This window comes from Mesorhizobium koreense (assembly GCF_031656215.1).
Taxonomy (GTDB): Bacteria; Pseudomonadota; Alphaproteobacteria; order Rhizobiales; family Rhizobiaceae; genus Mesorhizobium_L; species Mesorhizobium_L koreense.
Map to the genome: position 1 here is coordinate 658401 of NZ_CP134228.1, position 26186 is coordinate 684586.

The 26186-nt window shown below is 63.4% G+C and carries 24 protein-coding genes and 1 tRNA gene; 12 read left to right on the plus strand and 13 right to left on the minus strand.

The window, feature by feature from the left end; translation table 11 throughout:
• Nucleotides 1-13: 13 nt before the first annotated feature.
• From RBH77_RS03065 to RBH77_RS03075, 3 genes are read left to right on the plus strand one after another with little or no spacing between them, the layout of a single operon-like run.
• Nucleotides 14-844, plus strand: a complete 831-nt coding sequence (locus RBH77_RS03065) for an ABC transporter ATP-binding protein (protein ID WP_311030685.1) — start codon at nt 14-16, stop codon at nt 842-844.
• Entirely contained in the window at nt 841-1662 is an 822-nt protein-coding gene (locus tag RBH77_RS03070) for an ABC transporter permease (protein ID WP_311030686.1), read from the plus strand. The genes RBH77_RS03065 and RBH77_RS03070 overlap by 4 nt, the downstream gene beginning before the upstream one ends.
• Before the next feature lie 13 nt (nt 1663-1675).
• Entirely contained in the window at nt 1676-2686 is a 1011-nt protein-coding gene (locus RBH77_RS03075) for an ABC transporter substrate-binding protein (RefSeq protein WP_311030687.1), read from the plus strand.
• 109 nt (nt 2687-2795) lie between these two features.
• On the opposite strand, the gene RBH77_RS03080 is transcribed toward RBH77_RS03075, so the two are convergent.
• The 3 genes from RBH77_RS03080 to RBH77_RS03090 all read right to left on the minus strand — a co-directional run bounded on the left by RBH77_RS03080 (nt 2796) and on the right by RBH77_RS03090 (nt 7100).
• Nucleotides 2796-3542, minus strand: a complete 747-nt coding sequence (locus tag RBH77_RS03080; RefSeq protein ID WP_311030688.1) for an SDR family NAD(P)-dependent oxidoreductase — start codon at nt 3540-3542, stop codon at nt 2796-2798.
• A 79-nt stretch (nt 3543-3621) separates the two neighbouring features.
• The gene (locus RBH77_RS03085; protein WP_311030689.1) at nt 3622-5880 is read right to left on the minus strand and encodes a transglycosylase domain-containing protein; all 2259 of its coding nucleotides are present in this window, start codon (nt 5878-5880) and stop codon (nt 3622-3624) included.
• A 113-nt stretch (nt 5881-5993) separates the two neighbouring features.
• Nucleotides 5994-7100, minus strand: a complete 1107-nt coding sequence (locus tag RBH77_RS03090; protein WP_311030690.1) for a hypothetical protein — start codon at nt 7098-7100, stop codon at nt 5994-5996.
• Between the two features lie 171 nt (nt 7101-7271).
• On the opposite strand from RBH77_RS03090, the gene RBH77_RS03095 reads away from it, so the two are divergent.
• The gene (locus tag RBH77_RS03095; RefSeq protein ID WP_311030691.1) at nt 7272-8261 is read left to right on the plus strand and encodes an NAD(P)H-dependent flavin oxidoreductase; all 990 of its coding nucleotides are present in this window, start codon (nt 7272-7274) and stop codon (nt 8259-8261) included.
• 286 nt (nt 8262-8547) lie between these two features.
• Here RBH77_RS03095 and RBH77_RS03100 read toward each other — a convergent pair whose 3' ends face one another.
• Both RBH77_RS03100 and RBH77_RS03105 read right to left on the minus strand, forming a co-directional pair.
• Nucleotides 8548-8673, minus strand: coding sequence for an MFS transporter small subunit (locus RBH77_RS03100; protein ID WP_311030692.1), 126 nt, complete (start codon nt 8671-8673; stop codon nt 8548-8550).
• A gap of 12 nt (nt 8674-8685) precedes the next feature.
• Nucleotides 8686-10089: an L-lactate MFS transporter gene (locus RBH77_RS03105; RefSeq protein ID WP_311030693.1), complete on the minus strand. Its 1404-nt coding sequence runs from the start codon at nt 10087-10089 to the stop codon at nt 8686-8688.
• Between the two features lie 264 nt (nt 10090-10353).
• On the opposite strand from RBH77_RS03105, the gene RBH77_RS03110 reads away from it, so the two are divergent.
• Nucleotides 10354-10429 (plus strand) — tRNA-Thr (locus tag RBH77_RS03110).
• 35 nt (nt 10430-10464) lie between these two features.
• Here RBH77_RS03110 and uxaC read toward each other — a convergent pair.
• The 8 genes from uxaC to RBH77_RS03150 all read right to left on the minus strand — a co-directional run bounded on the left by uxaC (nt 10465) and on the right by RBH77_RS03150 (nt 17097).
• The gene (gene uxaC / locus RBH77_RS03115) at nt 10465-11865 is read right to left on the minus strand and encodes a glucuronate isomerase (protein WP_311030694.1); all 1401 of its coding nucleotides are present in this window, start codon (nt 11863-11865) and stop codon (nt 10465-10467) included.
• 347 nt (nt 11866-12212) lie between these two features.
• Nucleotides 12213-12698, minus strand: coding sequence for a bacterioferritin (bfr, locus tag RBH77_RS03120; RefSeq protein ID WP_311030695.1), 486 nt, complete (start codon nt 12696-12698; stop codon nt 12213-12215).
• Nucleotides 12664-12975 (minus strand): (2Fe-2S)-binding protein, encoded by a 312-nt coding sequence (locus tag RBH77_RS03125; protein ID WP_311030696.1) that lies wholly within the window; start codon nt 12973-12975, stop codon nt 12664-12666. The genes bfr and RBH77_RS03125 overlap by 35 nt, the downstream gene beginning before the upstream one ends.
• A 27-nt stretch (nt 12976-13002) precedes the next feature.
• Complete coding sequence (locus RBH77_RS03130; RefSeq protein WP_311030697.1) at nt 13003-14121, minus strand: hypothetical protein; 1119 nt, start codon at nt 14119-14121, stop codon at nt 13003-13005.
• A gap of 223 nt (nt 14122-14344) precedes the next feature.
• Nucleotides 14345-14860: a hypothetical protein gene (locus tag RBH77_RS03135; protein ID WP_311030698.1), complete on the minus strand. Its 516-nt coding sequence runs from the start codon at nt 14858-14860 to the stop codon at nt 14345-14347.
• Entirely contained in the window at nt 14835-14978 is a 144-nt protein-coding gene (locus RBH77_RS03140) for a hypothetical protein (protein WP_311030699.1), read from the minus strand. Before RBH77_RS03140 ends, RBH77_RS03135 begins: the two co-directional genes overlap by 26 nt.
• A 170-nt stretch (nt 14979-15148) precedes the next feature.
• Nucleotides 15149-16234 (minus strand): ABC transporter ATP-binding protein, encoded by a 1086-nt coding sequence (locus tag RBH77_RS03145; protein ID WP_311030700.1) that lies wholly within the window; start codon nt 16232-16234, stop codon nt 15149-15151.
• Between the two features lie 62 nt (nt 16235-16296).
• On the minus strand, nt 16297-17097 hold the full coding sequence (locus RBH77_RS03150; protein ID WP_311030701.1) for an IclR family transcriptional regulator: 801 nt from the start codon (nt 17095-17097) through the stop codon (nt 16297-16299).
• A 178-nt stretch (nt 17098-17275) separates the two neighbouring features.
• Between RBH77_RS03150 and RBH77_RS03155 the strand changes: the two genes are divergently transcribed.
• From RBH77_RS03155 to RBH77_RS03185, 7 genes are all read left to right on the plus strand, one after another.
• Nucleotides 17276-18511: an ABC transporter substrate-binding protein gene (locus tag RBH77_RS03155; protein WP_311030702.1), complete on the plus strand. Its 1236-nt coding sequence runs from the start codon at nt 17276-17278 to the stop codon at nt 18509-18511.
• A 105-nt stretch (nt 18512-18616) separates the two neighbouring features.
• Nucleotides 18617-19546, plus strand: coding sequence for a carbohydrate ABC transporter permease (locus tag RBH77_RS03160; RefSeq protein WP_311030703.1), 930 nt, complete (start codon nt 18617-18619; stop codon nt 19544-19546).
• Nucleotides 19547-19549: 3 nt separating this feature from the next.
• A complete protein-coding gene (locus RBH77_RS03165) occupies nt 19550-20398 on the plus strand; it encodes a carbohydrate ABC transporter permease (protein WP_311030704.1) in 849 nt (282 codons plus the stop codon).
• 2 nt (nt 20399-20400) lie between these two features.
• Nucleotides 20401-22566: an alpha-galactosidase gene (locus RBH77_RS03170; protein ID WP_311030705.1), complete on the plus strand. Its 2166-nt coding sequence runs from the start codon at nt 20401-20403 to the stop codon at nt 22564-22566.
• A gap of 80 nt (nt 22567-22646) precedes the next feature.
• Nucleotides 22647-23561, plus strand: a complete 915-nt coding sequence (locus tag RBH77_RS03175) for a 2-dehydro-3-deoxygalactonokinase (RefSeq protein ID WP_311030706.1) — start codon at nt 22647-22649, stop codon at nt 23559-23561.
• Nucleotides 23562-23564: 3 nt separating this feature from the next.
• Nucleotides 23565-24209: a 2-dehydro-3-deoxy-6-phosphogalactonate aldolase gene (locus RBH77_RS03180; RefSeq protein WP_311030707.1), complete on the plus strand. Its 645-nt coding sequence runs from the start codon at nt 23565-23567 to the stop codon at nt 24207-24209.
• Nucleotides 24206-26158: a beta-galactosidase gene (locus tag RBH77_RS03185; RefSeq protein ID WP_311030708.1), complete on the plus strand. Its 1953-nt coding sequence runs from the start codon at nt 24206-24208 to the stop codon at nt 26156-26158. The genes RBH77_RS03180 and RBH77_RS03185 overlap by 4 nt, the downstream gene beginning before the upstream one ends.
• The last annotated feature ends 28 nt before the right edge of the window (nt 26159-26186 follow it).

Here is a 26186-nt window from a genome sequence, read left to right on the forward strand (position 1 = left end):
ATGTGGAAGGCCGATGGGAGTAAGCCAACACGAAAACGGGCTGCAGCCAGCCCCGAGCGCCCAATCAGGCGCTTCCAGCCTGGCGGCGGAGACGGCCGTCTCCGTCTCGGGTATATCCAAGACCTTCTGGCGTGACGGACAGCCGACAAAGGCGCTGCACGACATCCATCTTGGAATTGCACCGGGAGAGTTCGTCTGCCTGCTCGGCCCGTCGGGATGCGGAAAGTCCACGCTGCTCCATATCGTCGCCGGTTTCATCGCGCCGGACGACGGCGAGATCGCCGCGCATGGCGGGCGTGTCACGGGGCCCGGAGTGGACCGGTGCGTTCTCTTCCAGTCGCCGACGCTGTTTCCCTGGCTCACCTCGCGCGACAATGTCCTGTTCGGTCCCCGCTCCCAGGGCCTGGACAACGAGGAAGCCCGGAGCCGGGCCGACGCGCTTCTCGCCACCGTCGGCCTGGAAGATTTCAAGGATCACTATCCGCACCAGCTTTCCGGCGGCATGCGCCATCGGGCGGCGCTGGCGCGCGCGCTCATCAACCGCCCGCGCATCCTCTTGATGGACGAGCCCTTCGCCGCGCTCGACGCCATCACGCGCGAGCAAATGCAGAATTTCCTGCTCGATTTGTGGCAGCGCGAACGGATGACCGTGCTGTTCGTCACCCATGACGTCGAGGAAGCGGCGCTGCTTTCGGACCGCGTCTGCATCATGTCTCCGAGGCCCGGGCGGATCGTCGACATCGTCGATATCGAACTGGCCAGGCCTCGTGACAAGGCGCTGCGGGACACGCCCGAATTCATAGCCCTTCGACATGAACTTCGCGAAAGGCTGGCAGACGCATGAGCACCGGTTCGACGACAGAGGCACCCGGCGTCCTGCGTTCCCCCTCGGGCGCCACGAGACATTGGATGATCTCGATCGCCAGCGTGATCGGCGGTCTGGTTATCTGGCAAGTTGCGGCGGCGTTCATCATCCGCGACCCGGTGCTGCTGCCAACCCCGATTGAAACCGTCCGCGTGCTCATCCGCTATCTGGGCATGCCCTATCCCTCGGCGGGAGAAACCCTCATCGGCCACGCGTTGATCAGCCTCGGCCGCGTGGTGGCCGGCTTCGCTATCGGCTCGTTCATCGGCATCGCGATCGGCGCCATGATGGCCGGCTTTCGTTCCTTCCGCGCCGTGGTCGATCCCTTCATCGAGATCACACGGCCACTGCCGCCGCTCGCCTTCGTGCCGGTGCTGATCGTCTGGTTCGGCATCGGCGAAGCGCCGAAGATCATCCTGATCGCCGCCGGCGTCGTGCCTGTCATGGCCATCTCGACGGCTGCCGGGCTGGACGCCATCCCGCGCGAGATGCTGAACTGCGCGCGCTGCCTCGGCGCGTCGGAATGGTACACGATGATCCATGTACGCATCCGCGCCGCGATGCCGCAGATCATAACGGGCATGCGTCTTTCCATGGGGCTTTCATGGACGAGCATCGTCGCGGTCGAGATGATCGCCGCCACGGCAGGTCTCGGCTTCGTCATCCTGCAGGCCGGCCAGTTCCTCGACACCAGCCTGATCTTCGCCGGCATCCTCATCATCGCGCTGCTCGGCCTTGGGCTCGACGCCTGCCTCAGGCGGCTGCAGCGCCATCTCGATCCGACAATGAAACCATAATGGGAGAGCTGAAATGACCTACCTTGCCAAGACATTGCTGGGCGCCGCCGCGGCGCTGGGGCTGACCTGCGCGGCGGCCCAGGCCGAGACGATCAACGTTTCGACCTGGGCACATGGCGCACCGCTGCAGGAAGCGGTGATCGCCACCCAGCCCGACCTCCTCAAGATGATACCGGGCGAGATCAAATGGCTGCCTATCTCGAGCGGGCCGGCGGCGCTCGCCGGCATGAAGGGCGGCGCCTACAACATCGTCAACGGCGTCGGCAACCCGCCGGTGACCACCGCCATCGCCAAGGGCGTCGACCTGAAAGTCGTCTGGGCGCAATTCTACGACAATGCCGGCCTCGTCATCGACAGTTCGCTCACGCCCGAACAGATGGCAGGCAAGACCTTCGGCACGTTGCAGGGTGCCTCGGAAGACTTCGCATTCAACGGCTGGCTCGATGCCAAGGGCCTGACCGGAAAGGTCAAGCTGGTCGGCCTCGAGCGGCAGGCGATGGTCGCGGCCTTCAAGACGAAGGCGATCGCCGGCGGCATGAATTCGGAACCGGGGATGAGCGAAATGGTTGCGGCGGGCGGCAAGCTCGTGGCGACGATCAGCCAGATGGCCGAGCTCGGCTATCCGGCGCTCGACGTCGTGGTCGCCGACGCCGCCTTCGCCAAGGCCCATCCGGACGTCGTCCAGGGCTATGTCTGCGCGCAACTGGCCGCCTACAAGCTCATGACCGGCGCGGACAAGGAGGCGGTGCTTGGCAAGGCGGGCGCCTTTGTCGGCGCCGATCCTGAAAAGGCGATAAAGGTCGGGTCGAGCTGGCCGATCTGGAAGCCGGAGAACGAACTGACCCAGCGTGGCCTCGGCGAACCGGGCAAGATAGCCGAGGGACAGGTCGCGCAGGCCTACTTCAAGACCGGTCAATGGCTGAAGGCGAGCGGCCGCCTCGACAACCCGCCCAGCATGGAGACGATCGTCGAGCATATCGACACGCAATTCGCCGAAAAGGCGCTCTCCGGCGGCTGCAAATAGTCTCCGTCGCACAAGTGCGATAACGGGACGGGGAGGCGCGCAGTCGTGGCGTACCTCCCCGTTTTCTCGCTCGGCGATGCCTTATCGCCGACGCCAGGCAACCCTGTCGTCAGACGTGCTGGCCGCCATTGATGTGGATTTCGGCGCCGGTCACGTAGGATGCCTGTCCGGAACACAGGAAGAAGATGATGTCGGCGACCTCCGAGGTCTGGCCGAGCCGGCGCAGCGGAATCGTCTGGACGAGCTTGTCCGTTCCTGGCGACAGGATGGCCGTGTCGATCTCGCCCGGCGCGATGGCGTTGACGCGGATACCGTGCGGACCGAAATCCGCCGCCATCTCGCGCGTCAGCGAGGCGAGCGCCGCCTTGGAGGTCGCGTAGGCCGTGCCGGCGAAGGGATGGACCCGGCCGCCGGCGATCGAGGTGACGTTGACTATCGAGCCGCCGGCCTCGGCCAGTTCCCTGAACAGGCCGCGCGCCAGCATGATCGGTGCGAAGAAGTTCACCTGGAAGACATCGCGCCAAAGATGCATCGGCGTCTCGATGGAATCGAGCCGGCTGCCGTCTTCGCGCTTGGGCGAGATTGCAGCGTTGTTGACGAGTGCCTCGAGTTTTCCCTTCGGGCCGAGCCGATGGCGGATTTCGGCGATGGCACGGCCGACATCCTCCTGGTCGGCGAGATCGACCTGGATGTGATCCTCCGGCCCAGCCGGCCAGGGGCAATTGTCGGCAAAGGCCTGGCGCGAGCAGGTGATCACGCGCCAGCCCTCGCGTGAAAAGCGCTTGACCGCCGCATGCCCGATGCCGCGGCTGGCGCCGGTCAGCACAAGAGTCTTGCGGGTATCGGGTTCGGGCATGAGCAGCGCTCTCTTCGCAGGCGCTCTATGTAGACGAGGAAAGCCGCTCTGACGAGGGGGCCTTTTCGCACGGTGTTCGTCAGTCGCGGCCGCCCAATATGACGTCGAGGATGGAAAGGCCGCCGCGGCGCGGCGCGCCGCCGACATCGGCCGGCGGCACCGGCCGCGAGACCGATGCCGTGCGGCTGTTGTCGAGCGGCTGTCTGGAGCGCTGAGACGGATGCGGGATGGCGGCGGGCGGCTTGAAACCCGCCGAATCCGTGGCGGCCGGTTTTCCCTCCGATGCCGGGGCCGGAGTTGTCGGCCGCATCGTTGGCAGCGCCGTCCGATCCTCGTCCTCGCTGACCGCAACCGGAGCGACGGCAACACCCGGTGTGGGATGCCATGAGCCGGGCAAGTCGCGGACCGTAACGCCTTCATGCGCGGCCGTCATGAATTCCTTCCATGCCATCGCCGGCAGGCTGCCGCCGGTGACGCCCTTCGTCGGCGAATTGTCGTCATTGCCGAACCAGACGCCCGTGGTCAGGTTCGAGGTGTAGCCGACAAACCAGGCGTCGCGGGAATCCTGGCTGGTGCCGGTCTTGCCCGCGGCGGGCCAGCCGAACGCCGCCCGCCTTGCCGTGCCGTGCAGGATGGTCTCTTTCATCATGCTGTTCATCATGCCGACGATCTCCGGCCGGATAACGCGCGGCTCGGCCTTTTGCGGAAAGGCGTAGAGCACCTTGCCCGAGGAGGAGAGGATGCGGCGGATGAAATGGACCGTCGGCTTGTAGCCACCATTGGCGAAGGGGACATAGGCCGCCGTAAGCTCGAGCGGCGTCACTTCCGACGTGCCGAGCGCGATCGACGCGTTGGCGTCGAGATCGGACTGGATGCCGAGCCTATGGGCGACCGCGACAACGGTCTTCGGTCCGACCTCCATTGCAAGCTGCGCGGCAACCGAGTTCAGCGAGCGCGACAGCGCTTCCGTCAGTGTCACGCGGCCGTAATACTTGCCGCCGTAGTTCTCCGGCGTCCACTTGCCGATTTTCACCGGTGCGTCGTTGCGGATGGAGTCCGGCGTGCGACCGGCTTCCATCGCGGCCAGATATACGAAGGGCTTGAAGGCGGAGCCGGGCTGCCGGCGCGCTTCCGAGGCACGGTCGAACTGGCTGTTGGCGTAGTCGTAGCCGCCGACCATGGCGCGTACCGCGCCGGTATTGTCGATGGAGACGAGCGCGCCCTGGCTGACATGCCGCGTCTTGCCGTCTTCCTGGATCAGGCGATGGATCGCGCCCTCGGCCACCGATTGCAAATCGAGGTCCACCGTCGTCTGCACGACGATGTCGGAGCCGACTTCGCCGATCAGGTCCGGCAGTTCGCCCATGACCTCGTCGGCGACATAGTTCTCCGAGCCGGTCCAGTAGGACGCTACCCTGGTCGGCGGCGCGCTCATGGCCTTCGCCATCTGCGTCTCGCCGATCATGCCCTGGTCGCGCATCGCAGCCAAAACGAGCTGGGCGCGCTTTTCCGCCGCCTTCGGGTCGCGTGCCGGCGAAAGACGGGAGGGCGCCTTGACCAGCCCGGCCAGAAGGGCTGCTTCCGACAGCGTCACGTCATGCGCCGACTTGCCGAAATAGCGGCGCGCCGCCGCCTGCACGCCATAGGCGCCGGAACCGAAATAGACCCGGTTCAGGTACATTTCGAGGATCTGGTTCTTGGTGAACTTGTGTTCGAGCCAGAGCGCCAGGAGCACTTCCTGCACCTTGCGCTTGATCGTGCGGTCGGGCGTCAGGAAAAGGTTCTTGGCAAGCTGCTGGGTCAGCGTCGAGCCGCCCTCGCTGATGTGTCCTTCGAGGATATTGGAAACGAGCGCCCTTGCGAGGCCGAGCGGGTCGATGCCGAAATGCGAATAGAAGCGGCGGTCCTCGATGGCGATGACGGCCTCTGGAATATAGGGCGACATCTGCTGGAGGCTGACCGATTCACCCCCCGTCATGCCGCGATTGGCGATCAGCTTGCCGTTGACGTCGACGATCTTGACGTTGGGCGGCCGGTCGGGGATCGCCCAGCTTGTCGCGCTCGGCATCTGCGCGCCGTAATAGGCGACGACGCCGACCACGGCGATGCCACCCCAGAGCGCGAGCACGAGGCACCAGTAGGTCAACCGGCCGAAGAGCGAGAAAAGGCCGCCGCCGCGCCGCTTTCGGCTGCGGCCACGACGCCTGGAACGTCCCTTCGCCGAATTCTTCCGCTGTCGTGACGATACCATGCGGTCGTCCTCGCGGGCCGAAAGGCCGGAGCGCGAAGGTTCGCCGAAATCCGGGTCGATGCGTCGGCTGCTTTTCCGCCTGGCCATTCCCACCCTTTTGCCATCCCGAGCGCTTGCGAAGCGTGCCCCAGACAGTAGGGCTTGGGCTTTAAGGCAGGGTTAAGCCGGCCGGCGTCCACCAGATGTGGGCCGGAGCAGCATCAATGCGTCGTCGATACCCTGATCTCGACGATATCGAGCGGGTTGCCTTTTCCGTCGAGATCGGGATCGACGATGATCCTGCCGGCGCCCGAAGGCTTCTTGTCCGGAACGTCGATCTCGAAGAGGAAATCGTTGCGCTCGTGGCCAACGTGGTAGCGCTTGCGGCCGCAATCGCCCAACGCGCCGAGATCGCAATTGACCGACATTTCTGTCTCCTTGCCCTCCTCGGAATGGGCAACGATGTCGAACACGGCGTGCTTGCCGGCAATCCGCTCCAGTATGCCCTGCCCGACGTCGAAGGCGAATTCCGAGCGGGGAGAACCCGACTGGATACGCAGGAACTTGCCGCCTTCCTCCTCCTTCACCTCGGCCTTGCCGGTCGCGGGGGCCGATACGGTGGTCGGGTCGGTCGGCGAGAAAATCGTGATCCAGACCTCTCCGTTCGCGGACGAGCCGGGGCCCCGCAAGCCGGCGCTTTGCGAGGAATTGAAATTCTCCTGCTCCACCGTCTTCGGCGGGGTGTCGCCGCCGGACATGGGATTTCCCGACAGCAGTTCCAGGCCGGCGGTGCCGGCCCACCACAGACCGCCGACAATCGCCGCCAAAACGACGACAGTAAGAGCAGCGGACGACGCCAGCGATCGGCCTTTGCTGCCCGATCGGCGTCTGCGACGCGGCGCCTCCTCCCCAAGCGGAAGGGCCGGATCCGAGGTTGGGACGGGATCCTCGCGGTCACCGGGTTCGATGCGGGGTTCGAAGGCTCGGTCCGTGCCGCGAGGCTCCGCTTCGTCGAGGATAGGGGAGCGGACCTCCTCGCCGGTCTCGCGCCTGAGGTCGGGATCGACCGCGGGTGCCGCGGCGGGCGCGGACGGCTTTCGCGCAGGCTCCCCTTCCTCGGCCGGCAGGAATTCCGCCTCGATCTCCACGATCCGGATCTTCAAGGCCTTGCGCCTTGCTTCGGCCGCCTCGGATTGGGTATCGCCGCTGGAAGCGATGGCGCGCTCCAGCGCCGCGAAAGCCGAACGGTAGACCTTTACGCGGTAAGCGCGATCCTCTGGGTTTCCTCGCTCGAAGGCAGTGCGTATCGCTTTCTCGATAGCGTCCAATTCGCGGCTCCTTCTGCGCCCGTTGATCATGGTTAACCGCAGGGAGGCCCGCAATCAATGGACGAGCCGGCGAGGCGGCCCGCGATCCCCGGCGAAATGAGATTGCCCGCAACGCCGCCTCTGCTAAAACGGCCTCGACCCACGCACCGAATTTCCGCCGGGAGCAACCGCATGGCCCTGCCCGACATCCTGAAGAAGAACCTGCGCCTTCCCGTCCTCGGCTCGCCGCTTTTCATCATCTCCCATCCGCCGCTGGTGCTTGCCCAGTGTAAGGCCGGGATCATCGGCGCTTTTCCGGCGCTCAACGCCCGTCCGCAACCGCAGCTCGATGAATGGCTGCACGAGATCGGGGAAGAACTGGCGGCGTACGACCGCGCGCATCCCGACCACCCGGCGGCACCCTTCGCGGTCAACCAGATCGTGCACAAATCTAACGCGCGGCTGGAACAGGACCTGGCGCTCTGCGTGGAGCACAAGGTGCCGATCGTCATTTCCTCGCTCGGCGCCGTGCCGGAGGTAAACGACGCGGTCCATTCCTATGGCGGCATCGTACTGCACGACGTCATCCACGACCGCCATGCCCGCAAGGCGATCGAGAAGGGCGCCGACGGGCTGATCGCGGTGGCGGCCGGAGCCGGAGGCCATGCGGGCACGCTGTCGCCCTTCGCACTCGTCCAGGAAATCAGGCAATGGTTCGACGGGCCGCTGCTTCTTTCCGGCGCCATTGCCAATGGCGGTGCCATCCTCGGCGCCGAGGCGATGGGCGCCGACCTCGCCTATGTCGGCTCGCCCTTCATCGCCACCGTCGAAGCCCGCGCGCCGGACGCCTACAAGAAGATGATCGTGGAATCGAAGGCTGCGGACATCGTCTATTCGAACCTCTTCACCGGGATTCACGGCAACTATCTGAAAGGCTCCGTGCGCAACGCGGGCATGGACCCCGACAATTTGCCGTCTTCCGATCCCTCGGCGATGAGCTTCGCCGGCGGCTCGTCGAAATCGAAGGCCTGGAAGGAAATATGGGGCTGTGGCCAGGGTATCGGCGTGGTGAAGGAAATCGTCCCGGCCCGCGCGCTGATCGATAGGCTGGCGCGTGAATATGAAGAGGCGAAGGAGAGGTTGGTCTCGCGTTTCTCGACCGATAAGGCGCATGCGGCGTAGCGGCGCTTGACCTTACACCCACTGGAAGGATCAGGCTCCCTCCAGCGCGGCGCGGAACATGTGCTTTTGCCGGCGGCGCTTCAAAGCCGAGGTGTGAAAACCATGATGACCGGTTCGGGCGCGATGATGGGCGGGATGATGATCCTCTGGATCCTCGTGGCGGTCCTGCTCCTGCTGGGCATCGCCGCCCTGCTGAAATACCTGTTTACGAAAGGCTGATCCAAAACTCGTCGGCCTGCCGCCATCCCGGTGGATGGCGGCAGGCCGGTGCCTTACTGGAGGTGCCTTACTGGAACAGCTTCATCGCATTGGACAGGGTCTGCAGGACGCCCAGCACGAGCGGGATGCCGACAAAACCCCAGGCCAATACCAGATGAAGCGTGGTCGTGCCGTTCTGATTGCCATTGCTCATGATCGATCCTCCTCAGGCCCGCGCAGCCGCTTCGCCGGCGACGTCGAGCGCAGCGTCGTCCTCTTCCGGCTTCATGTGGTACTTCTTGTCCACGGCCTTCACCAGGAAATTGCAGATGAAGCCGATCACCAGAAGTGCTGCCATGATGTACATGGTGGTGTTGTAGGCCTGCGCCTTCGGAACACCGTGGCTGACATTGTAGGCGCGGATGTAGTTGACCAGCACCGGCCCGAAGATGCCGGCCATCGACCAGGCCGTCAGCAGAAGGCCGTGGATGGCGCCGACATAGCGTGTGCCGTACATGTCCTTCAAATAGGCCGGTACGGTCGAGAAGCCGCCTCCATACATCGAGATGATGATGAGGAAGCAGAACACGAACAACGACACGCTGCCGATCGCGCCGGCGTGCGGGACCGTGCAGTAGAGGATGAAGCCGAGCACCATGAACACGAAATAGGTGTTCTTGCGTCCGATATAGTCCGACACGGTCGCCCAGCAGAAACGCCCGCCCATGTTGAACAGGCTCATCAGGCCGACGAAACCGGCGGCGGCGACCGGCGTGATGATGCCGGGGAACATCTCCTGGCTCATCGCCGAAGCCTGGCCGAGAACGCCGATGCCGGCGGTCACGTTCAGGCACAGCACCCACCAGATCAGCCAGAATTGCGGCGTCTTCAACGCGTCGTAGACGAAGACGTCGTTCTTGCTGATCAGCTTGTTCTCCTTCGGCGCCACATAGCCTTCCGGTGCCCAGTCATGCGGCGGCACGCGCACGATGATCGAGCCGACGATCATGAAGACGAAATAGACGACGCCGAGCACGACGAAGGTTTCCATCACGCCGATATGGGCGTCGGTAGTGAATTTCCTCATCAGCCATACCGACAGCGGCGCGGCGATGAAGGCGCCGCCGCCGAAGCCCATGATCGCCATGCCGGTGGCCATGCCGGGCCGGTCGGGGAACCATTTGATCAGCGTCGAGACCGGCGAGATATAGCCGATGCCGAGCGCGATGCCGCCGATCACACCGTAGCCGAGATAGATCAGCCACAGATTATGGATACTGACGCCGAAGGCGGAAATGAGAAAGCCGCCGGCCCAACAGCAGGCGGCGGTGAACATGGCCTTGCGCGGTCCACCCTCCTCGACCCAGCGGCCGAACACGGCCGACGAAACGCCGAGGAAGAAAATGGCGAGCGAGAAGATCCAGCCGAGCTGGGTCAGCTTCCAGTCGTCCGGCGCCGATTCGCTTATGCCGATCAGTTTCGTCATCGGCAGGTTGAAGACACTGAACGCATAGGCCTGACCGATGCAAAGATGTACGCACAATGCCGCCGGCGGAACCATCCATCGGCTAAAACCTGGTCCGGCCACGGTGCGCGACCGGGCAAACCATCCCCCACTATCCTGTTGCATACCCTCGTCCTCCCTAAAGCATCGACGACACATCGGAATTTATATCGCCATGCGACGTAAAATTTATATCGGGATGCGACATATGGCTACCCTCTAATATCTCGACCATAGTTTAACCTTGGGATAAGTTGGCGCCCGGAGTGTGCCTGGGCAAAGCGGCTGCTGTATACAATCGGGCGGTGCGCTGCCACGCGGCCGAAGTGTCTTGAAATCGCGCGTCAATGCGGCTATCACCCGCGCCACAGGTGCATCGGCGCAGGGTTTGCCGCTTTAGCTCAGTTGGTAGAGCACATCATTCGTAATGATGGGGTCGCGTGTTCGAGTCACGCAAGCGGCACCATTCCCGCCCTGTTTCATTGGGCGAGCCGCCGGGCATCAAAGCCGGTAAGCCGCCTTCGCCAGCCCGTATGCCAGGTCGCGCGCGATGGTTCGCGCTTCTTCCTCGTCCAGCCGGTGGTCGGCGACCAGACGCGCGAGATAAGCGCAATCAACGCGGCGGGCCATGTCATGGCGCGCGGGAATGGACAGATAGGCGCGCGTATCGTCGTTGAAGCCGACGGTGTTGTAGAAGCCGGCCGTCTCGGTCGTCGTCTCGCGGAAACGGCGCATCCCCTCCGGGCTGTCGAAGAACCACCAGGCGGGCCCGAGCTTCAGCGCCGGATAGTGGCCTGCAAGTGGAGCGAGCTCACGCGAATAGGCCGTTTCGTCGAGAGTGAAGAGAATGAGGGTGAGGCGCGGATCGTTGCCGAACGCGTCAAGTAGCGGCTTCAGCGCGCGGACATAGTCGGTCGGCTGCGGGATGTCGGCGCCCATGTCCAGCCCGAACGCAGCGAATACACCCGGATTGTGGTTCCGGTACGAGCCCGGATGAATCTGCATGACCAGACCGTCGTCGACGCTCATGCGGGCCATCTCGGTGAGCATCTGCGCCCGGAAGATCTCGGCATCCTCCGGCGAGACGGTGCCGGACAGGACACGCTCGAAGAGAAGGGCGGCGGCCGGTTGCGACAGGTCGGCGGTGCGGGCGGTCGGATGGCCGTGATCCGTCGCGGTCGCGCCGCGCTCCTTGAAATAGGCGCGCCGCGCGCGGTGTGCGGCGAGGTAGCCGTTCCAGTCGAGCGCGTTGCCGGTCATCTCGACCAGTTTCCGCACATTGTCGGCGAAACCGGTGCTATCGGGATTGACGACGGCGTCCGGCCGGTAGGTGGGAACGACGCGGCCGTCCCAGCCCGAGGCGCGGATGGCATCATGCGAGGCGAGATCGTCGAGCGCGCTGTCCGTCGTCGCGATCACCTCGATATTGAATTTGCGATAAAGCGCGCGCGGGCGCAGTTCCTCGGTCTGCAGCGCGTCGGAAATGCGGTCGTAGAGTGCATCGGCGTTGCCGGGGCCGAGCCGGTCGGCGATGCCGAACACGGTTTCGAGCGAATGCTCGAACCAGAGCCGTGAAGGCGTGCCGGCGAACAGATAGAAATTCTCGGCGAACAGGCGCCAGATCTTGCGGCCGTCCGCCTCCACCTCACCACCGTCGCGACGTGCGACACCGAGTTGTTCCAGCTTCACGCCCTGCGAATAGAGCATGCGCGTCACATAGTGGTCGGGCTTGACGAAGAGCGTGGCGGGGTCCGGGAAGGGCTCGTCCTTCGCATACCAGGCGGGATCGGTATGACCGTGCGGAGAGACGATGGGCAGGCCGGCGACTGCCTCATAAAGCCGCCGGGCGATTTCACGAGCCGACGGCTCGATCGGAAAAAGCCTGTCCGGATGCAGTGCCATTCTCCTCCCCCTCTATAAAATTCTTATTTTTTCGGGTCGCTTGGATGCGCCAAACAAAGCCTGTTGGCAACCCCGAGGCCTCGACAGGGTAGCCAAAGGGTCACCGGCGCGACGTGGCCCCAAATGAGATACTATGGCAGAAAACCAGAAATCCGCTATCGACCGCCAGAATTCAAAGGACAATCAAGTCGCCTGATGGAACCGGTTGTGCCAAAAATGGCGGCGCGCCATGCGCCTCCCCATTCCATGTGCCTGGCAGCCGGAAAGGCTTGAGCGGCGGCGCGGTCAACGCATTGCCTGCCCCTTTCGTGATCGACGGCCAGGAAATTCTTCTCCCTGGTCGTAGCCTATTCGGCGTCGTCAGCCGGAGCGGCGTTGAGCAGTCCGTAACGCTCCTCGCCAATCGACTTCAGAAGGTCGATCTGGGTCTCGAGAAAGTCGATATGGCCCTCCTCGTCCTTCAGCAACTCCTCGAAGAGCTGCATGGTGACGTAGTCGCCGCGATCGTGGCAGATTTCACGCGACTTCTTGTAGGAGGTGCGAGCGTCGTATTCGCCGGCAAGGTCGGCCTCAAGCACTTCCTTCACGTTCTGGCCGATGCGAAGCGGGGCGACGGACTGCGCGTTCGGGTGCCCTTCCAGGAAGATGATGCGCTCGATCAGCCGATCGGCGTGATGCATCTCCTCGATGGACTCCTCGCGCTCCTTCTTCGCCAGCTTCATGTAGCCCCAGTCTTCCAGAAGGCGATAATGCACCCAGTACTGATTGACCGCGCCAAGTTCGAGGAAAAGCGCCTCGTTAAGCCGCTCGATGACCTGCTTTTCGCCTTTCATGATCCCTGCTCCCGTAGTGGCCGCGCAATCCGCGCACTCTATCCAGGAACGGAACTATATCATCGCCGTCGATTCTGGAACGGCGATGATATTCTTCCGTGACCCGGATGATGATTTCCACCACATTCGGGAAGCAGCCGCAACACCGCCCTCGCTTACCCAGCGAATGATAGATCTTCGCGGGGACGATGAGTTGCCAGGGATCGGCATCGAGAAGCGCGACGATCGCGGCCTCGATTTCCTTTTCCTGGATGATGTTGCAGTGACAGATCAACATTTGGGACAGATCAGCATTCTGGTAACATCAGCATTCAGGCTTCGGGCCGCTCGTCGTGAAATTGAAGCATTTGGTCAGGCGGACGCCGAGCGTCTGGTTGTCAATGCCGCCCACATGCTCGAAAGCGTAGCCGACGCTCAGATCGTAGCCGCTTTCAAACCCGTAGCCGGCGGAAACCTGGACCAGATGGTCGGTGCCCTCGACCTGAAAATGCCGGATCTCGCCGGTCAGTTCGCCATGCCAGGGACCGCGCTTCAGCGACGTACCGAGCGTCGTATAGACCGCATTGTCATCAGCGCCGCCGTAGTTGCTGAAATAGGCGACCTCGCCAAGAACGCCAAATGTCACACCGTCGCCGATCTCGGTATCCTTGGCGACGCCGGCGATGACGCCGTTTTCGTCGCCATAGTCGCCGGAACCGGCGGAAAGGTGCCGATAGCCGAGGTTGTACTTGAAGCCCGGAAGGTTCGGGATCTCCTCGCCGAACAGCGTCACGGCGAAATTGTCGAGCCGCCCGGTATTGCCGGCACCGCCGTCGGCGAGATGAGCACGGCCGCGATTGGTGAAAAGCGATTCCGAAAGCACGGTGGTATCGGCGAAGAAAGTGTTCACCGCCAGCGTATGCTTGCCGAAATCGGTGTTGAACGTATAGGCGGCGCCGAGGCCCCAGACTTCGGAAAGCTCATAGTCCTCGGCATAGTTGGTGCCGAAAACGCCGGGGGCGATATCCCAGGCGAAGCCGAAGGCCGGCTCGTGCTTGCCGGCGGTGAACGACCAGTTGCCGACATCCGCCTGGAAGTCGATCGTATCCATGTAGAGCCCGATATTGCACATGGTGCAATCCTTGGGCGGGATCGGATCCTTCACCTGTTCGAGCGTCAGGCCGAGATTGACCGAGAACACCTGCGTCAATCCCAGCTTCACCTCGAGCGTGTTCGAGCTGAGGTAGAGGTTGTTGAACTCGGCCGACGGATCCTGCGAATGGAACAGCCAGTCATTGTCGAATTCAAGATTGAGCTTGCCGGCGATATAAGGATAGTTCGGCGTCTCGGCGGCCTGGGCCGGCTTGGCATCGTCTGCGGCAAGGGCCGCCGTCGGCAGCGCAAAGGCCAGTCCCGCCGCGATCAGCAAGGCATTCCTGTTCATTTCATGTCCCCTCGGAAACCAACGGTAAGAAAATCTGTTACGGTATAACATCTCGCTATACAAACCCCGCTGCCGGAGCGCAATGCAAGGCTCGTCGAACCCACCCCGGGCGCCAACCGTGCCGCCGTCGCGCTTGCCGGCAATACCCAAATGGCCAGGGTGAGGGCCGCTGTCGCCACGACGGCAAGACGCCTTTCCAGACCAACGCTGATCATGGTCGCCCTCAATGTACCGTCTGCCCGGAGGGCGCGCGGGCACGCATGAGGATGTCCTCGATGACGCCGGCAGGGATCGGTAAAAGTTTCTGCTCGAAGCCGGAAAGGGCCGCGGCGAAGTCCCTTGCCGCCTCGCCTACCTCGCGCGCTCTCGGCGCACAGGCGAGCGCTCCAAGGCAAAGCTCCGCCGCACGGGCGTCCTCGTGCTGATTGGCGGCTATGATACCGAGCGTCAGGCATTCGTCGCGGCAGATATGATGCGCACCGAAGGGAAAGGCGCGTAGCGGGCAATGCGCGCAACGCCCGAGCGTGCGGATGAAATGGGAAAGCTCGGCCAGCGCGACACGCGCGTCCGAACTGCCGAGAATATCCGAATAGAGCCCCCAAGCCATTTCCCACGGGACGACGGAGCCGGTATCGTAACCCGCCGTCCAGTGACGATAGCCTTCCAGGACAAGCTTTTCGGCCGGCCGCTCGAAATAGCAGCCCCCGAAGCAGTCACGATCCCCCACGCCGGATCGCATCGCCAACTCCCGCCGCCTTCGCGGCCGTAGGAAAATCGCAGGAATCGAGAACGGGAACGGCGGACCATTTGCGCAGCCCGCTCTCCGCGCCCGGAGGCAGGCTCATGGTATAGGACATAGTTACCTCCAATCGAAAGGGTCCAAGGCCCTGACATCAAAGGGATGCGCCTCAAGCGCGGTTGCGTCATAAACACTGCCGCGCGGGCGATTGTCAAATGCTATCTTTTAGAATTTCTCCAACAAATCAATGATTTAGAATTATTCTAAACTGGAGCGCACCGCACAAGTTTAGCGGATTCGCGCACCATTTTCCGGATCGAAGAGGAAGGCGTCGGATGGGTCGAAGCCGGTTTCGATCGTACCGCCCTCCGCGATCCCGCCGGCGTCGCGCAGTTCGATGGTCAAGGGCTGCTCCTCTCCGGCCCGTGCATAGGCATAAGAGGCGCCGCCAAGGTTCTCGATGACATCGATCCTGGTCTTCAGTCGCACCGAACCGGCCGGGCTAAAATGTTCAGGGCGCACGCCGAGGACGAGTTCTGCGCCTTCGGCCGGACCCTCGCTCTTGAGCGTGACCGGAACTTCCACGCCGTCGAAATCCGGCAGCGAAATGCGGACCTTGCCGTTTGCGCGTCCTGTCGCCTTCGCGCGCAGGAAATTCATCTTCGGCGAACCGATGAAGCCCGCGACGAAGACGTTGTCGGGATCGCGATAGAGTTCGAGAGGGGAGCCGACCTGCTCGACCCGGCCAAGCCTCAGCACCACGATCTTGTCGGCCAGCGTCATCGCCTCGACCTGGTCGTGGGTCACATAGACCATGGTGGCGCCGAGATCCTTGTGCAGCTTGGCGATCTCCAGCCGCATCTGCACGCGCAGTTCCGCGTCTAGGTTTGACAGCGGCTCGTCGAAGAGAAAGACCTGCGGCTCGCGCACGATCGCCCGGCCGATGGCCACGCGCTGGCGCTGGCCGCCGGACAATTGCTTCGGCTTGCGCTTCAAAAGCTGGTCGAGATGCAGGATGGCGGCCGCCTTCCTGACACGCTCGGCAACGACGGCACGGTCCGTGCCCGTCATGCGCAGGCCGAAGCCCATATTCTCCTCGACCGTCATATGCGGATAAAGCGCATAGGACTGGAACACCATGGCAATGCCGCGATCGGCCGGGTCGACCCGCGTCACATCGCGGCCGCCGATGGAAATCGCCCCGGCGGTCGCGTCCTCGAGGCCGGCGATCAGCCTCAACAACGTCGACTTGCCGCATCCCGACGGGCCCACGAAGACGACGAACTCGCCTGCCGCGACCGACAGGCTGACGCTGTGGATGATTTCGGCATTGCCGAAGGATTTCTTCACTTCCTTCAGTTCGACGCCCGACATCGATCTTCCTCCCTGTCACTCAGCCCCGGCGCCACGGCCGGGCCGTCCGTTGCCGGACGACATCACGAACGCGGCCCGAGCCGGCTTGCCATGTCCTCCATGATCGCCTGGGCGCAGCTGCGCACCAAAGGCTCCCATTCCTCGAGCCTGGTCATCGGAATTCGATAGGCCGGCGCGGTCACCGACACGCCGGCCACGAAATCGCGATTCGGTGAATGGATGGGCGCGGCCACGCAATGGATGCCCGGTTCATGCTCCTCACGGTCATAGGCGACACCGGCCCGCCGGATTGCGGCGACCTCGCGCCGCAGCGCGTCGGCGTCGTGCAGCGTCACCGGCGTGTGGGCATGGAAATGAAGCAATGCGATGCGCCGTTCCACCTCGGCGTCGGGCAGCGCCGACAGCGCCGCCTTGCCGACGCCGGTGCAATAGACCGGAGACGCGTTGCCGATCTGGGAGTGCATGCGCACCATCTGCCTCCCCTCGACCTTGTCGAGATAGACCACCTCCGAGCCGCTCAGCACGCCGAGATGCACCGTCTCGCCGGTGGCGTCGTGCAACCGGCGCAGATGCGGCTCGGCCACCAGACGGAACTGGTTATCCGACCATGCTTTCGATGCCAGCCGCAAAAGACGGATGCCGAGTTCGTAAGAATGATCGCCGCGTACCGACAGCAGGCCCTCCTCGACCAGATTGGATATCTGCCGATGCAGCGTGCCGCGCGGCTGGTCGATCTTCTTCAACAGGTCGGTGAAGCGCGGCGGCGTGGCGGCGGCGGCGACGGCATCGAGCACGTCCATCGCCTTTCCCAGCGTCCCGGTTGCATTGGGCCCGGCTCCATTGGCGTCCGCACGCCGCGGCATATCTCGCTCCGACCGTATCAATTGCCTTGACAAGCCCGATAGCATGGCGGAATAATTCTGAATAGTCAAATTGTATTCCATATAGTGGAATTAATTGGCTGACAGGCCTTAGGCTGACGGAGTTTCCGGCAGGGCGAGAAGTCCGGTTGGCCGGAAAACAATCCCGGGAGGAAGTTTCATGAAATTTCGGCTGAAATCCATGCTGGCGGGCGCGGCCATCTCGGCGCTTCTGGTATCCCAGGCCCTGGCGGGCCAACTCGTCATCAATACGGACACGTCGGACCCGGCGCCGCAAAAGGCATTCGAATACCTGATCGACGCGTTCCAGAAGGCCAATCCGGACATCAAGGTCAAATGGAACAAGTTCGACCATGAGGGCTACAAGAGCGCCATCCGCAACTTCCTGACCGCCGACGCGCCGGACCTCGCCAACTGGTACGCCGGCAACCGCATGGCGCCCTTCGTCAATGCCGGGCTCTTCGCCGACGTCTCCGATGTCTGGAAGGAAAACAATCTCGACGCCCAGCTTAAATCCGCCCTGCCCTCGATGACGATCGACGGCAAGCAATGGGGCGTGCCCTACACCTACTACCAGTGGGGCATCTATTACCGCGCCGACATCTTCAAGGACAAGGGGATCGAGCCGCCGAAGACGTGGGACGAGCTGCTCGCGGCCTGCAAGAAGCTGAAGGAAGCCGGCATCACGCCTTTCGCCATCGGCACCAAGCCGCTATGGCCGGCGGCCGGCTGGTTCGACTATCTCGATCTCAGGACGAACGGCTACCAGTTCCACATGGACCTGACCGCCGGCAAGGTGCCCTACACCGATCCCAGGGTCAAAAAGGTGTTCGAGCATTGGGCCGAACTGGTGAAGCCCGGTTACTTCATCGACAACGCCGCCGCGCTCGACTGGCAGGACGCCGTGCCGCTCTTCGCACAGGGCAAGGCGGCAATGTACCTGATGGGCAATTTCGCCGTCGACGTGATGAAGAATGCCGGGCTGAAAGAAGACCAGATCGGCTTCGTCAAGTTCCCAACCATCGATCCCAGCATCCCCGACGCCGAGGATGCGCCGACCGATACGGTCCATATCCCGGCGAAGGCCAAGAATATTCCCGAAGCGAAGAAATTCCTGGCGTTCCTCGCCAAGCCCGAAACGCAGACGGAAATGAACAAGATCCTCGGTCAGCTTCCGGTCAACAACCAGGCGAAAGTGAGCGACGACAAGTTCCTGAAGCAGGGCTTCGATCTTCTGTCGAACGCGGCCGGCCTCGCGCAGTTCTATGACCGCGACGCACCGGCGGCCATGGCCAAGGCGGGCATGGAAGGCTTTCAGCACTTCATGGCCCAGCCCGACGATATCGACCAGATCCTGAAGCAGCTCGATCGGGCCGAAAAGCAGGCCTACAAATAGGCGGACCGTAGCGGCCGGCACCTGCCGGCCGCTACGAATTTCTACGGCCAGACCAGTGCTTCACGCGCATTTACCCGGAAGTCCCAAACAGCGGAGGAATGCGAGATGAGTTCCTCGGCCACGGCAAGCCTGGCCGCCGCGTCGCCGCAACGCGGCTACTGGCACCGCAACCAGCGCAAGCTGGCGCCGATCCTTTTCCTGGCTCCCGGCGCCATCATGTTCGCGGTCTATGTTGTCATCCCGATCTTCCAATCGATCTGGATCAGCTTCTATGACTGGGATGGGCTGAGCCAGAAGGTCTGGATCGGGTTCGCCAACTATACGGAACTCTTCCACGACCCGGCCTTCTATGTGTCCCTGAAGAACAACATCATCTGGCTGGTGCTCTATATGCTGGCGGTACCGGCTGGGCTCGCCATCGCCATCTTCCTCAACCAGAACGTCGTCGGTATCCGGCTCTACAAGTCGCTGTTCTTCTTCCCCTTCGTCATCAGCCAGGTCGTGGTCGGGCTGATCTTCTCCTGGTTCTATGCGCCGAACATCGGGATTTTCCCGCAGATCACCGAGGCGCTCGGGCTCGGAAGGATCGCCGTTCTTGCCGACGCACGCTACGTCACTTACGGCATCATCGCGGCGGGGCTCTGGCCGCAGATCGCCTATTGCATGATCCTTTATCTCACCGGGCTGAACAATGTCTCGCCCGACCAGATCGAAGCCGGCCGGCTCGACGGCGCGCGCGGCTGGCGCATGTTGTGGCACGTCATCCTGCCGCAACTGCGCCCCGCGACCTTCATCGCCGTGGTCGTCACGATCATCGGCGCGCTGCGTTCCTTCGACCTCATCTCGATCATGACCGACGGCGGCCCCTACGGGTCGAGCCGGGTGCTCTCCTACTACATGTTCGAGGAGGCGCTTTCCGAATATGGCTACCGCATGGGCTACGGCGCCGCGATCGCGGTGGTGCTGTTCATCATCATGATGTTCTTCATCACCGGTTTCGTCTGGCACATGGTCAAGACCGAGCGGGAAGGCTGAGCGATGTTCCCACGACCGATCGAGAAGGCCACCCCCACCGCCCGCGCCGCCTACCAGATCGCGCTGCCGATCGCGCTTATCGTCTGGCTGTTGCCGCTGATCGGGATCGCCGTCACCTCCTTCCGCCCGGCGAGCGATCTCGCGTCCGGCAATTATTTCGGCGTGCCGAGCCAGCTTGCGGCCTGGAATTATGTCAACGTGTTCCAGCAATCGCCGATGGGCCGCTATATCTTCAATTCCTTCCGCATCACGATCCCCGCGGTCATCGGCGCGGTGGCGCTTTCCTGCCTTACCGGTTTCGCGCTTTCCACCTACCGCTTCCGCGCCAATCTTTTCATCTTCTTCATCTTCGTCGCCGGCAATTTCGTGCCGTTCCAGATCCTGATGGTGCCGGTGCGGGACCTCACGCTGAAGCTCGGCCTCTACGACACGGCGACCGGGCTGGTCCTGTTCCACGTCGCCTTCCAGACCGGGTTCTGCACGCTCTTCATGCGCAATTTCATCAAGGCGCTACCTTACGAGTTGCTCGAATCGGCTCGTGTCGAGGGCGTCTCCGAATTCCGCATCTTCTGGTACATCGTATTGCCCCTGATGCGGCCGGCGATCGCGGCGCTTTCGGTACTGATCTTCACTTTCGTCTGGAACGACTATTTCTGGGCGCTGGTGCTGACCCAAGGTGCCTCGACCCAGCCGGTCACCGCCGGCCTATATACGCTGAACGGGCAGTGGGTCTCTTCCTGGCAGCTCGTTTCCGCCGGCGCGATCGTCGCGGCGATGCCGCCGGTCATCATGTTCTTCCTGATGCAGCGCCACTTCATCGCCGGCCTGACGCTCGGCGCGACCAAGGGCTGAGAATGCGGTTTCCCGATCCCGGAACGCCGGAATGCTGGCGCCTCGATACGCCGGCGCAGACACTCGTCTTCGCATCCTGGCGCAGACATCTGCCCACGATCGTCTATTGGGGCGCACCGCTGGCATCCGTTGAGGACCTTACCGCGCTGGCGCAAAGCCAGTTGCGGCCGATCGGAAACGCGGTGCTCGACATTGTGCCGGAACTGTCGATCTGCCCGGAAGAGGGCCGCGGCTTTCAGGGCCAGCCCGGCATAAAGGCATTCGACGGCGAAAGCCGGGCGATGCTGACGCAGTTCCGGCTGGAGGACGTCGAGAGCAATGCGGACATGCTTCGCTTCACCGCTCGCGATGCCGACTGCGGACTGACCTATGCGTCCACGTTCAGGCCTTTTCCCGACAGTGACGTGATCGAGTCCGAGGCGGCGCTTTCGTCGGAAGGCGATTTGCCCGTGCGGATCGAATGGCTGGCCGCGCCGGTACTCGCCCTGCCCGAGACCACACCCAGCTTCATCGAATATGCCGGGCGATGGACGCAGGAATTCGGCGAACGCCGCGTCGCCTTCCAGCGCGGCGTGCATATGCGCGAGGCACGGCGCGGACGCACCGGCCACGATCATTTCCCAGCGATCATCGTTCCACAGCCAGGCTGCACATTCGACGGGGGCGAAGCGTACGGCGTGACTTTCGCCTTCTCCGGTGCACACCGACTGACCGTCGAGGAGACGCCCGATGGGCGGCGCTTGTGCCAGATGGGCGTTGCGGAACCGGCGATGCTGACGAAGGGCGAGGCGGTTTCCTCGGAAAAGGCCTACCTCGCCTATTCGCACGACGGCCTGAACGGGCTGGCACGGTCCTTCCAGCGGCATGTCCGCAACCACATCGTCCCCTTCCCGGAACCGGCGCGGCCGCGCCTCGTCCACTATAATTGCTGGGAGGCAGTCTATTTCGATCACCGGCTGGACGTGCTGAAGGAGCTAGCCGAGCGCGCGGCCCGGATCGGCGCGGAGCGCTTCGTGCTCGACGACGGCTGGTTCGGTTCGAAGCACCACGGGCGCGACGACGACACGACGAGCCTCGGCGACTGGCATGTCGATCGGCGCAAATATCCCGACGGGCTGGCACCGCTGATCGAGCATGTGGAAAGGCTCGGCATGCGTTTCGGCCTCTGGGTCGAGCCGGAGATGGTCAATCTCGACAGCGAGCTTGCCCGCGCTCATCCAGACTGGATCATCCTGCCGGAAGGGCGCGAGTCTATCACCGGACGCGGTCAGCATGTGCTCGACCTTACCAATCCCGCCGTCACGGATCATTTATTCGAACGGCTCGATGTACTGCTTTCCGAATACAGCATCGACTATCTGAAATGGGACATGAACCGCGATCTGACGCTCGCCGTCGACCACGACGGGAAGCCGTTGCTTCGCCGCCAGGTCCATGCCGTCTATGCGCTGATCGACCGCCTGCGCGAAGCGCACCCGTCAGTCGAGATCGAGAGCTGCGCGTCGGGCGGCGCACGCATCGACTATGGCATATTGAAGCGTACGCACCGCGTCTGGCTATCGGATTCCAACGATGCGCATGAGCGCTGGAAAATGCAGAACGCCGCCATGCAGTTCCTGCCGCCGGAGATCGTCGGCAGCCATGTCGGGCCACGTCATTGCCATACGTCGGGGCGGGAGCTTGCGATGGCGTTCCGCGCTGCCGTCGCGATGAGCGGCCATATGGGCTTCGAGATGGATCTGCGCGAACTCACCGAGGATGAGGAAGCGACGCTTGCGCGTTACACGGCGCTCTACAAGGAGAACCGCGACTGGATGCATCGCGGCAGCCAGTACCGGCTGCAACCACCGCGCCCTGAGATCCTGGCGCAGATGTTCGTTTCGGAGGCGAAGGACCGGTTCATGGTCTTCTCTGCGACCATGGCCGTGCCGCAATCCGAGACAACCGGACCACTCCGGCTAGCAGGACTGGACGGGAACGCAAAATACCGGCTGCGCCTGCTCAACGTGGACGACATTTCCCGCCGCGCTACGCGATGGTTCGACAGCCCGCTTGCGGTGGAGAAGGGGTTGTCGCTGATCGGCGGCACGCTGATGCAGTCCGGCATCGTACTACCTGTGCCATTCCCCGATACGATGTGGCTGGTCGAAGGGATCAGGGAAAGCTAATGACAGCGCAAATTGCATCCGGGCTTGCTTGTCGCTCGTGTGATCGCGTTACCCGGACGCGCTTCCATGGTGATTGTTGAATGAAGAATTCCCCTTTCTGCGCGGCGATCGACTGGGGAACGTCCACCTTCCGACTCTGGCTGCTCGATGCGGACGGCAATGTGCTCGCCGAGCGCCGCTCGGATGACGGCCTGCAGGGCATCGGCGAGCGAGAGGGATTCCCCGGAATCATGGAAAGCCATCTGGCCGAAACCGGCACGCCGGACGGCCTTCCCGTCATCGTCTGCGGCATGGCCGGCTCGCGGCAGGGCTGGGTCGAAGCGCGCTATCTCGACACGCCTGCCCCGCTCGACCGTGTCGTCGAGAGCGCGGTGCGGGTGGAAGGGATTTCGCGCGACGTGCGCATCCTCCCCGGCGTCGCGCAGCGCGATCCCGATCATCCCGACGTCATCCGCGGCGAGGAAACGCAGCTTCTGGGAGCGGGGGCGTCGGGTATCGAAGACGGCCTTTTCTGCATGCCGGGCACGCATTCGAAATGGGTCGCGCTCAAGGCCGGCACGCTGGAAGCATTTGCCACTTACATGACCGGCGAACTGTTCGGCCTGCTTGCCCGGCAATCGATCCTCGCCCACGCCATCAACGACACGAAGGTGAAGCCGGACGATCCCGATTTCATCTCGGCGGTCGAAGCCGGCATGGCCCGTCCCGCCGACATTGCCAATCGAATCTTCGAGATAAGACCGTCGCAGCTTCTTGGTTTTTCTGCCGTCGGTTCGGGCGCGGTGCGGCTTTCCGGTGCGCTGATCGGCACCGAGATCACCGGCGCAAAAGCGCGGTTCGGCAGATTGGATCATGTCCACCTGATTGCATCGGGGTCGCTGTCGAGCCTCTATGCCAAGGCGCTGGAGGCCACGGGGTCGACCGTCGATACACTCGATGCCGAAGAGGTCGTGCGCCGCGGGCTGTACGCCGCCGCCTGCCGCTTCTGGAGCTGAACGATGACATCGGGTGTAAAATGGCCGGCCTTCAAGCGTCCCCTGGTGGCGATCCTGCGCGGCATCCGCCCGGAGGAAACAGCGGGCATCGTCGACACGCTTGTCCAGGCCGGCTTCGAGGCGATCGAAATCCCACTCAATTCGCCGGAGCCGTTCCGCTCGATCGAGATCGCCACGAAACGCGCTCCGGCCGGATGCCTGATCGGCGCGGGAACCGTCCTCACTGTTGCCGAGGTTGAAAGACTTGCCGATGCCGGCGGGCGGCTGATGGTCAGCCCAAATGTCGATGCCGATGTGGTCCGGGCGGCCTCCAAAAAGGGTATGGTCACCATGCCCGGCGTCTTCACGGCGACCGAAGCGCTTCTCGCCGCCTCGGCGGGCGCCTCGGCGTTGAAATTCTTTCCCGCAAGCGTACTCGGGCCTTCGGGGATCAATGCCATCCGAGCCGTGCTGCCGAAGGGGATGGAGGTCGGCGCGGTCGGCGGTGTCTCGGAGCGCGATTTCGATGCCTATGCGAAGGCCGGCATACGGATTTTTGGGCTAGGATCGAGCCTCTACAAGCCGGGCGCAACTGCGGCTGAAATCGGCGCCAAGGCACACACCGTTATCGCCGCCTACGACGCGGCGTTCGGAGGCGCAGGTCAATGACGCGGCGTCACCTCGGCGTCTGCTACTATCCCGAACACTGGCCGGAAGAGCTGTGGACCGAGGATGCGCGGCGGATGGTGGAGCTCGGGCTCACCTTTGTGCGCATCGGCGAGTTCGCCTGGTCGCGGCTGGAACCGGCACGAGGCGATTTGCAATTCGACTGGCTGGAGCATGCGATCGACACACTGCACGAGGCCGGCCTCAAGATCGTGCTCGGCACGCCGACCGCCACGCCACCGAAATGGCTGGTGGACGAGATGCCGGACATGCTGCCGGTCGGCGAGAACGGGCGCGTGCGCGGTTTCGGTTCCCGCCGGCATTACGATTTCTCGCATGAAGGCTACCGGCGTGAATGCGCCCGCATCGTCACGCTTCTGGCCGACAGGTTTGGACGGCATCCCGGCGTCGCCGCGTGGCAGATCGACAACGAATATGATTGCCACCGCACCACGCTTTCCTATTCGGACACGGTGCGGCGGGCCTTTCGCGAGTGGCTGCAGCGGAAATACCAGTCACCGGACGCGCTCAACCGGGCATGGGGCAACGTCTTCTGGTCGATGGAATATGGCTCCTTCGATGAGATCGAACTGCCGGCCGGCGCGGTCACCGAACTCAACCCAGCGCATCGCATGGATTTCCGACGCTTTGCCTCCGAAGAGGTGGCGCGCTTCAACAAGCTGCAGGCCGACATCATCCGCGCCCGATCACCGGGACGCGATATCATCCATAATTTCATGGGGCGGACGCTCGCCTTCGACCATTTCGACGTCGGTTCGCAGCTTGATGTTTCGAGCTGGGATTCCTATCCGCTCGGCTTCCTCGAAGACCGTTCGGATGAAGGCGGCGAGTGGAAGCGCCGCTTCGTCCGGGCAGGCGATCCCGACTTCCAGGCCTTCCACCACGACCTTTACCGCGCCACCTCCGGCGGGCGCTGGTGGGTGATGGAGCAGCAGCCGGGGCCGGTGAACTGGGCGCCGCACAATCCGGCTCCACGCGAGGGCATGGTGCGGCTCTGGACATGGGAGGCCTTTGCCCACGGCGCCGAGACGGTCAGCTATTTCCGCTGGCGGCAGGCGCCTTTCGCGCAGGAACAGATGCATGCGGGGCTTTTGAGGCCGGATAGTGTCGAGGCCGAAGGTTTTCGCGAGGCGAAGAAGGTCGCGGAGGAAATCGCGGGACTCGACCTGCCGCGTGGCGGCAAAAGTGAGGCAGCGATCGTCTTCGACTACCCATCCGCATGGGCCTGGGAAATCCAGCCGCAGGGGCGCGAATTAGACTATTTCCGGCTGGTCTTCGATTTCTACCGATCGCTGCGCCGGCTTGGCCTTTCCATCGATATCCTGCCGGCAACGACCGGCGATCTTTCCGACTATCGGCTGGTGCTGGCGCCGGGCCTTTTCGCCTGGAGCGATGTTCTCCGGAAGGCGCTTGCCGACTACGAGGGCATCGCGCTCATCGGGCCGCGCGCCGGCTCCAAGACGCAAGACTTCTCCATCCCCGGCGCTATGCCGCCGGATCTGCCTGAAAGTCTTCCGGGTCTGGTCGTCTCGCGCGTGGAAACGCTACGCGCGGACGTACCGGTCTCGGTCGAAGGCGGCGGAACGCTGAAATTCTGGCGCGAGTTCGTCGAGCCCAGTGAAACCGAAACGCTGCTCGCGGCACATGACGGCTGGCCGGTGCTCTCGCAGCGCGGAGCGCTCCACTATCTTGCCGGCTGGCCGGACGGGACACTGATGCGGCGTATCCTGGAAAGGCTCGCAAACGAAGCCGGTATTACCACGACATGGCTACCCGACGGCCTGCGCATTCGGCGCGATGGCAGGCATCTCTTCGCGGTGAATTACGGCGACCAGCCCTGCGATCTCGCCGCGTTCGGTATAAATGGAAAGGCCCTGCTCGGCGGGCTGGTCCTCGAACCATCTGGGGTGGCGATCCTGGAGGTCGCCTAGGCAGGTTCTCTCTGGCATCATTCGCGAA

What these genes read in the sequence shown, in the direction of transcription:
- RBH77_RS03065 (WP_311030685.1), top strand. Translation starts at nt 14, where the DNA reads ATGGGAGTAAGCCAACACGAAAACGGGCTGCAGCCAGCCCCGAGCGCC.
- RBH77_RS03070 (WP_311030686.1), top strand. Translation starts at nt 841, where the DNA reads ATGAGCACCGGTTCGACGACAGAGGCACCCGGCGTCCTGCGTTCCCCC.
- RBH77_RS03075 (WP_311030687.1), top strand. Translation starts at nt 1,676, where the DNA reads ATGACCTACCTTGCCAAGACATTGCTGGGCGCCGCCGCGGCGCTGGGG.
- RBH77_RS03080 (WP_311030688.1), bottom strand. Translation starts at nt 3,542, where the DNA reads ATGCCCGAACCCGATACCCGCAAGACTCTTGTGCTGACCGGCGCCAGC.
- RBH77_RS03085 (WP_311030689.1), bottom strand. Translation starts at nt 5,880, where the DNA reads ATGGCCAGGCGGAAAAGCAGCCGACGCATCGACCCGGATTTCGGCGAA.
- RBH77_RS03095 (WP_311030691.1), top strand. Translation starts at nt 7,272, where the DNA reads ATGGCCCTGCCCGACATCCTGAAGAAGAACCTGCGCCTTCCCGTCCTC.
- RBH77_RS03100 (WP_311030692.1), bottom strand. Translation starts at nt 8,673, where the DNA reads ATGAGCAATGGCAATCAGAACGGCACGACCACGCTTCATCTGGTATTG.
- RBH77_RS03105 (WP_311030693.1), bottom strand. Translation starts at nt 10,089, where the DNA reads ATGCAACAGGATAGTGGGGGATGGTTTGCCCGGTCGCGCACCGTGGCC.
- uxaC (WP_311030694.1), bottom strand. Translation starts at nt 11,865, where the DNA reads ATGGCACTGCATCCGGACAGGCTTTTTCCGATCGAGCCGTCGGCTCGT.
- bfr (WP_311030695.1), bottom strand. Translation starts at nt 12,698, where the DNA reads ATGAAAGGCGAAAAGCAGGTCATCGAGCGGCTTAACGAGGCGCTTTTC.
- RBH77_RS03125 (WP_311030696.1), bottom strand. Translation starts at nt 12,975, where the DNA reads ATGTTGATCTGTCACTGCAACATCATCCAGGAAAAGGAAATCGAGGCC.
- RBH77_RS03130 (WP_311030697.1), bottom strand. Translation starts at nt 14,121, where the DNA reads ATGAACAGGAATGCCTTGCTGATCGCGGCGGGACTGGCCTTTGCGCTG.
- RBH77_RS03135 (WP_311030698.1), bottom strand. Translation starts at nt 14,860, where the DNA reads ATGCGATCCGGCGTGGGGGATCGTGACTGCTTCGGGGGCTGCTATTTC.
- RBH77_RS03140 (WP_311030699.1), bottom strand. Translation starts at nt 14,978, where the DNA reads ATGTCCTATACCATGAGCCTGCCTCCGGGCGCGGAGAGCGGGCTGCGC.
- RBH77_RS03145 (WP_311030700.1), bottom strand. Translation starts at nt 16,234, where the DNA reads ATGTCGGGCGTCGAACTGAAGGAAGTGAAGAAATCCTTCGGCAATGCC.
- RBH77_RS03150 (WP_311030701.1), bottom strand. Translation starts at nt 17,097, where the DNA reads ATGCCGCGGCGTGCGGACGCCAATGGAGCCGGGCCCAATGCAACCGGG.
- RBH77_RS03155 (WP_311030702.1), top strand. Translation starts at nt 17,276, where the DNA reads ATGAAATTTCGGCTGAAATCCATGCTGGCGGGCGCGGCCATCTCGGCG.
- RBH77_RS03160 (WP_311030703.1), top strand. Translation starts at nt 18,617, where the DNA reads ATGAGTTCCTCGGCCACGGCAAGCCTGGCCGCCGCGTCGCCGCAACGC.
- RBH77_RS03165 (WP_311030704.1), top strand. Translation starts at nt 19,550, where the DNA reads ATGTTCCCACGACCGATCGAGAAGGCCACCCCCACCGCCCGCGCCGCC.
- RBH77_RS03170 (WP_311030705.1), top strand. Translation starts at nt 20,401, where the DNA reads ATGCGGTTTCCCGATCCCGGAACGCCGGAATGCTGGCGCCTCGATACG.
- RBH77_RS03175 (WP_311030706.1), top strand. Translation starts at nt 22,647, where the DNA reads ATGAAGAATTCCCCTTTCTGCGCGGCGATCGACTGGGGAACGTCCACC.
- RBH77_RS03180 (WP_311030707.1), top strand. Translation starts at nt 23,565, where the DNA reads ATGACATCGGGTGTAAAATGGCCGGCCTTCAAGCGTCCCCTGGTGGCG.
- RBH77_RS03185 (WP_311030708.1), top strand. Translation starts at nt 24,206, where the DNA reads ATGACGCGGCGTCACCTCGGCGTCTGCTACTATCCCGAACACTGGCCG.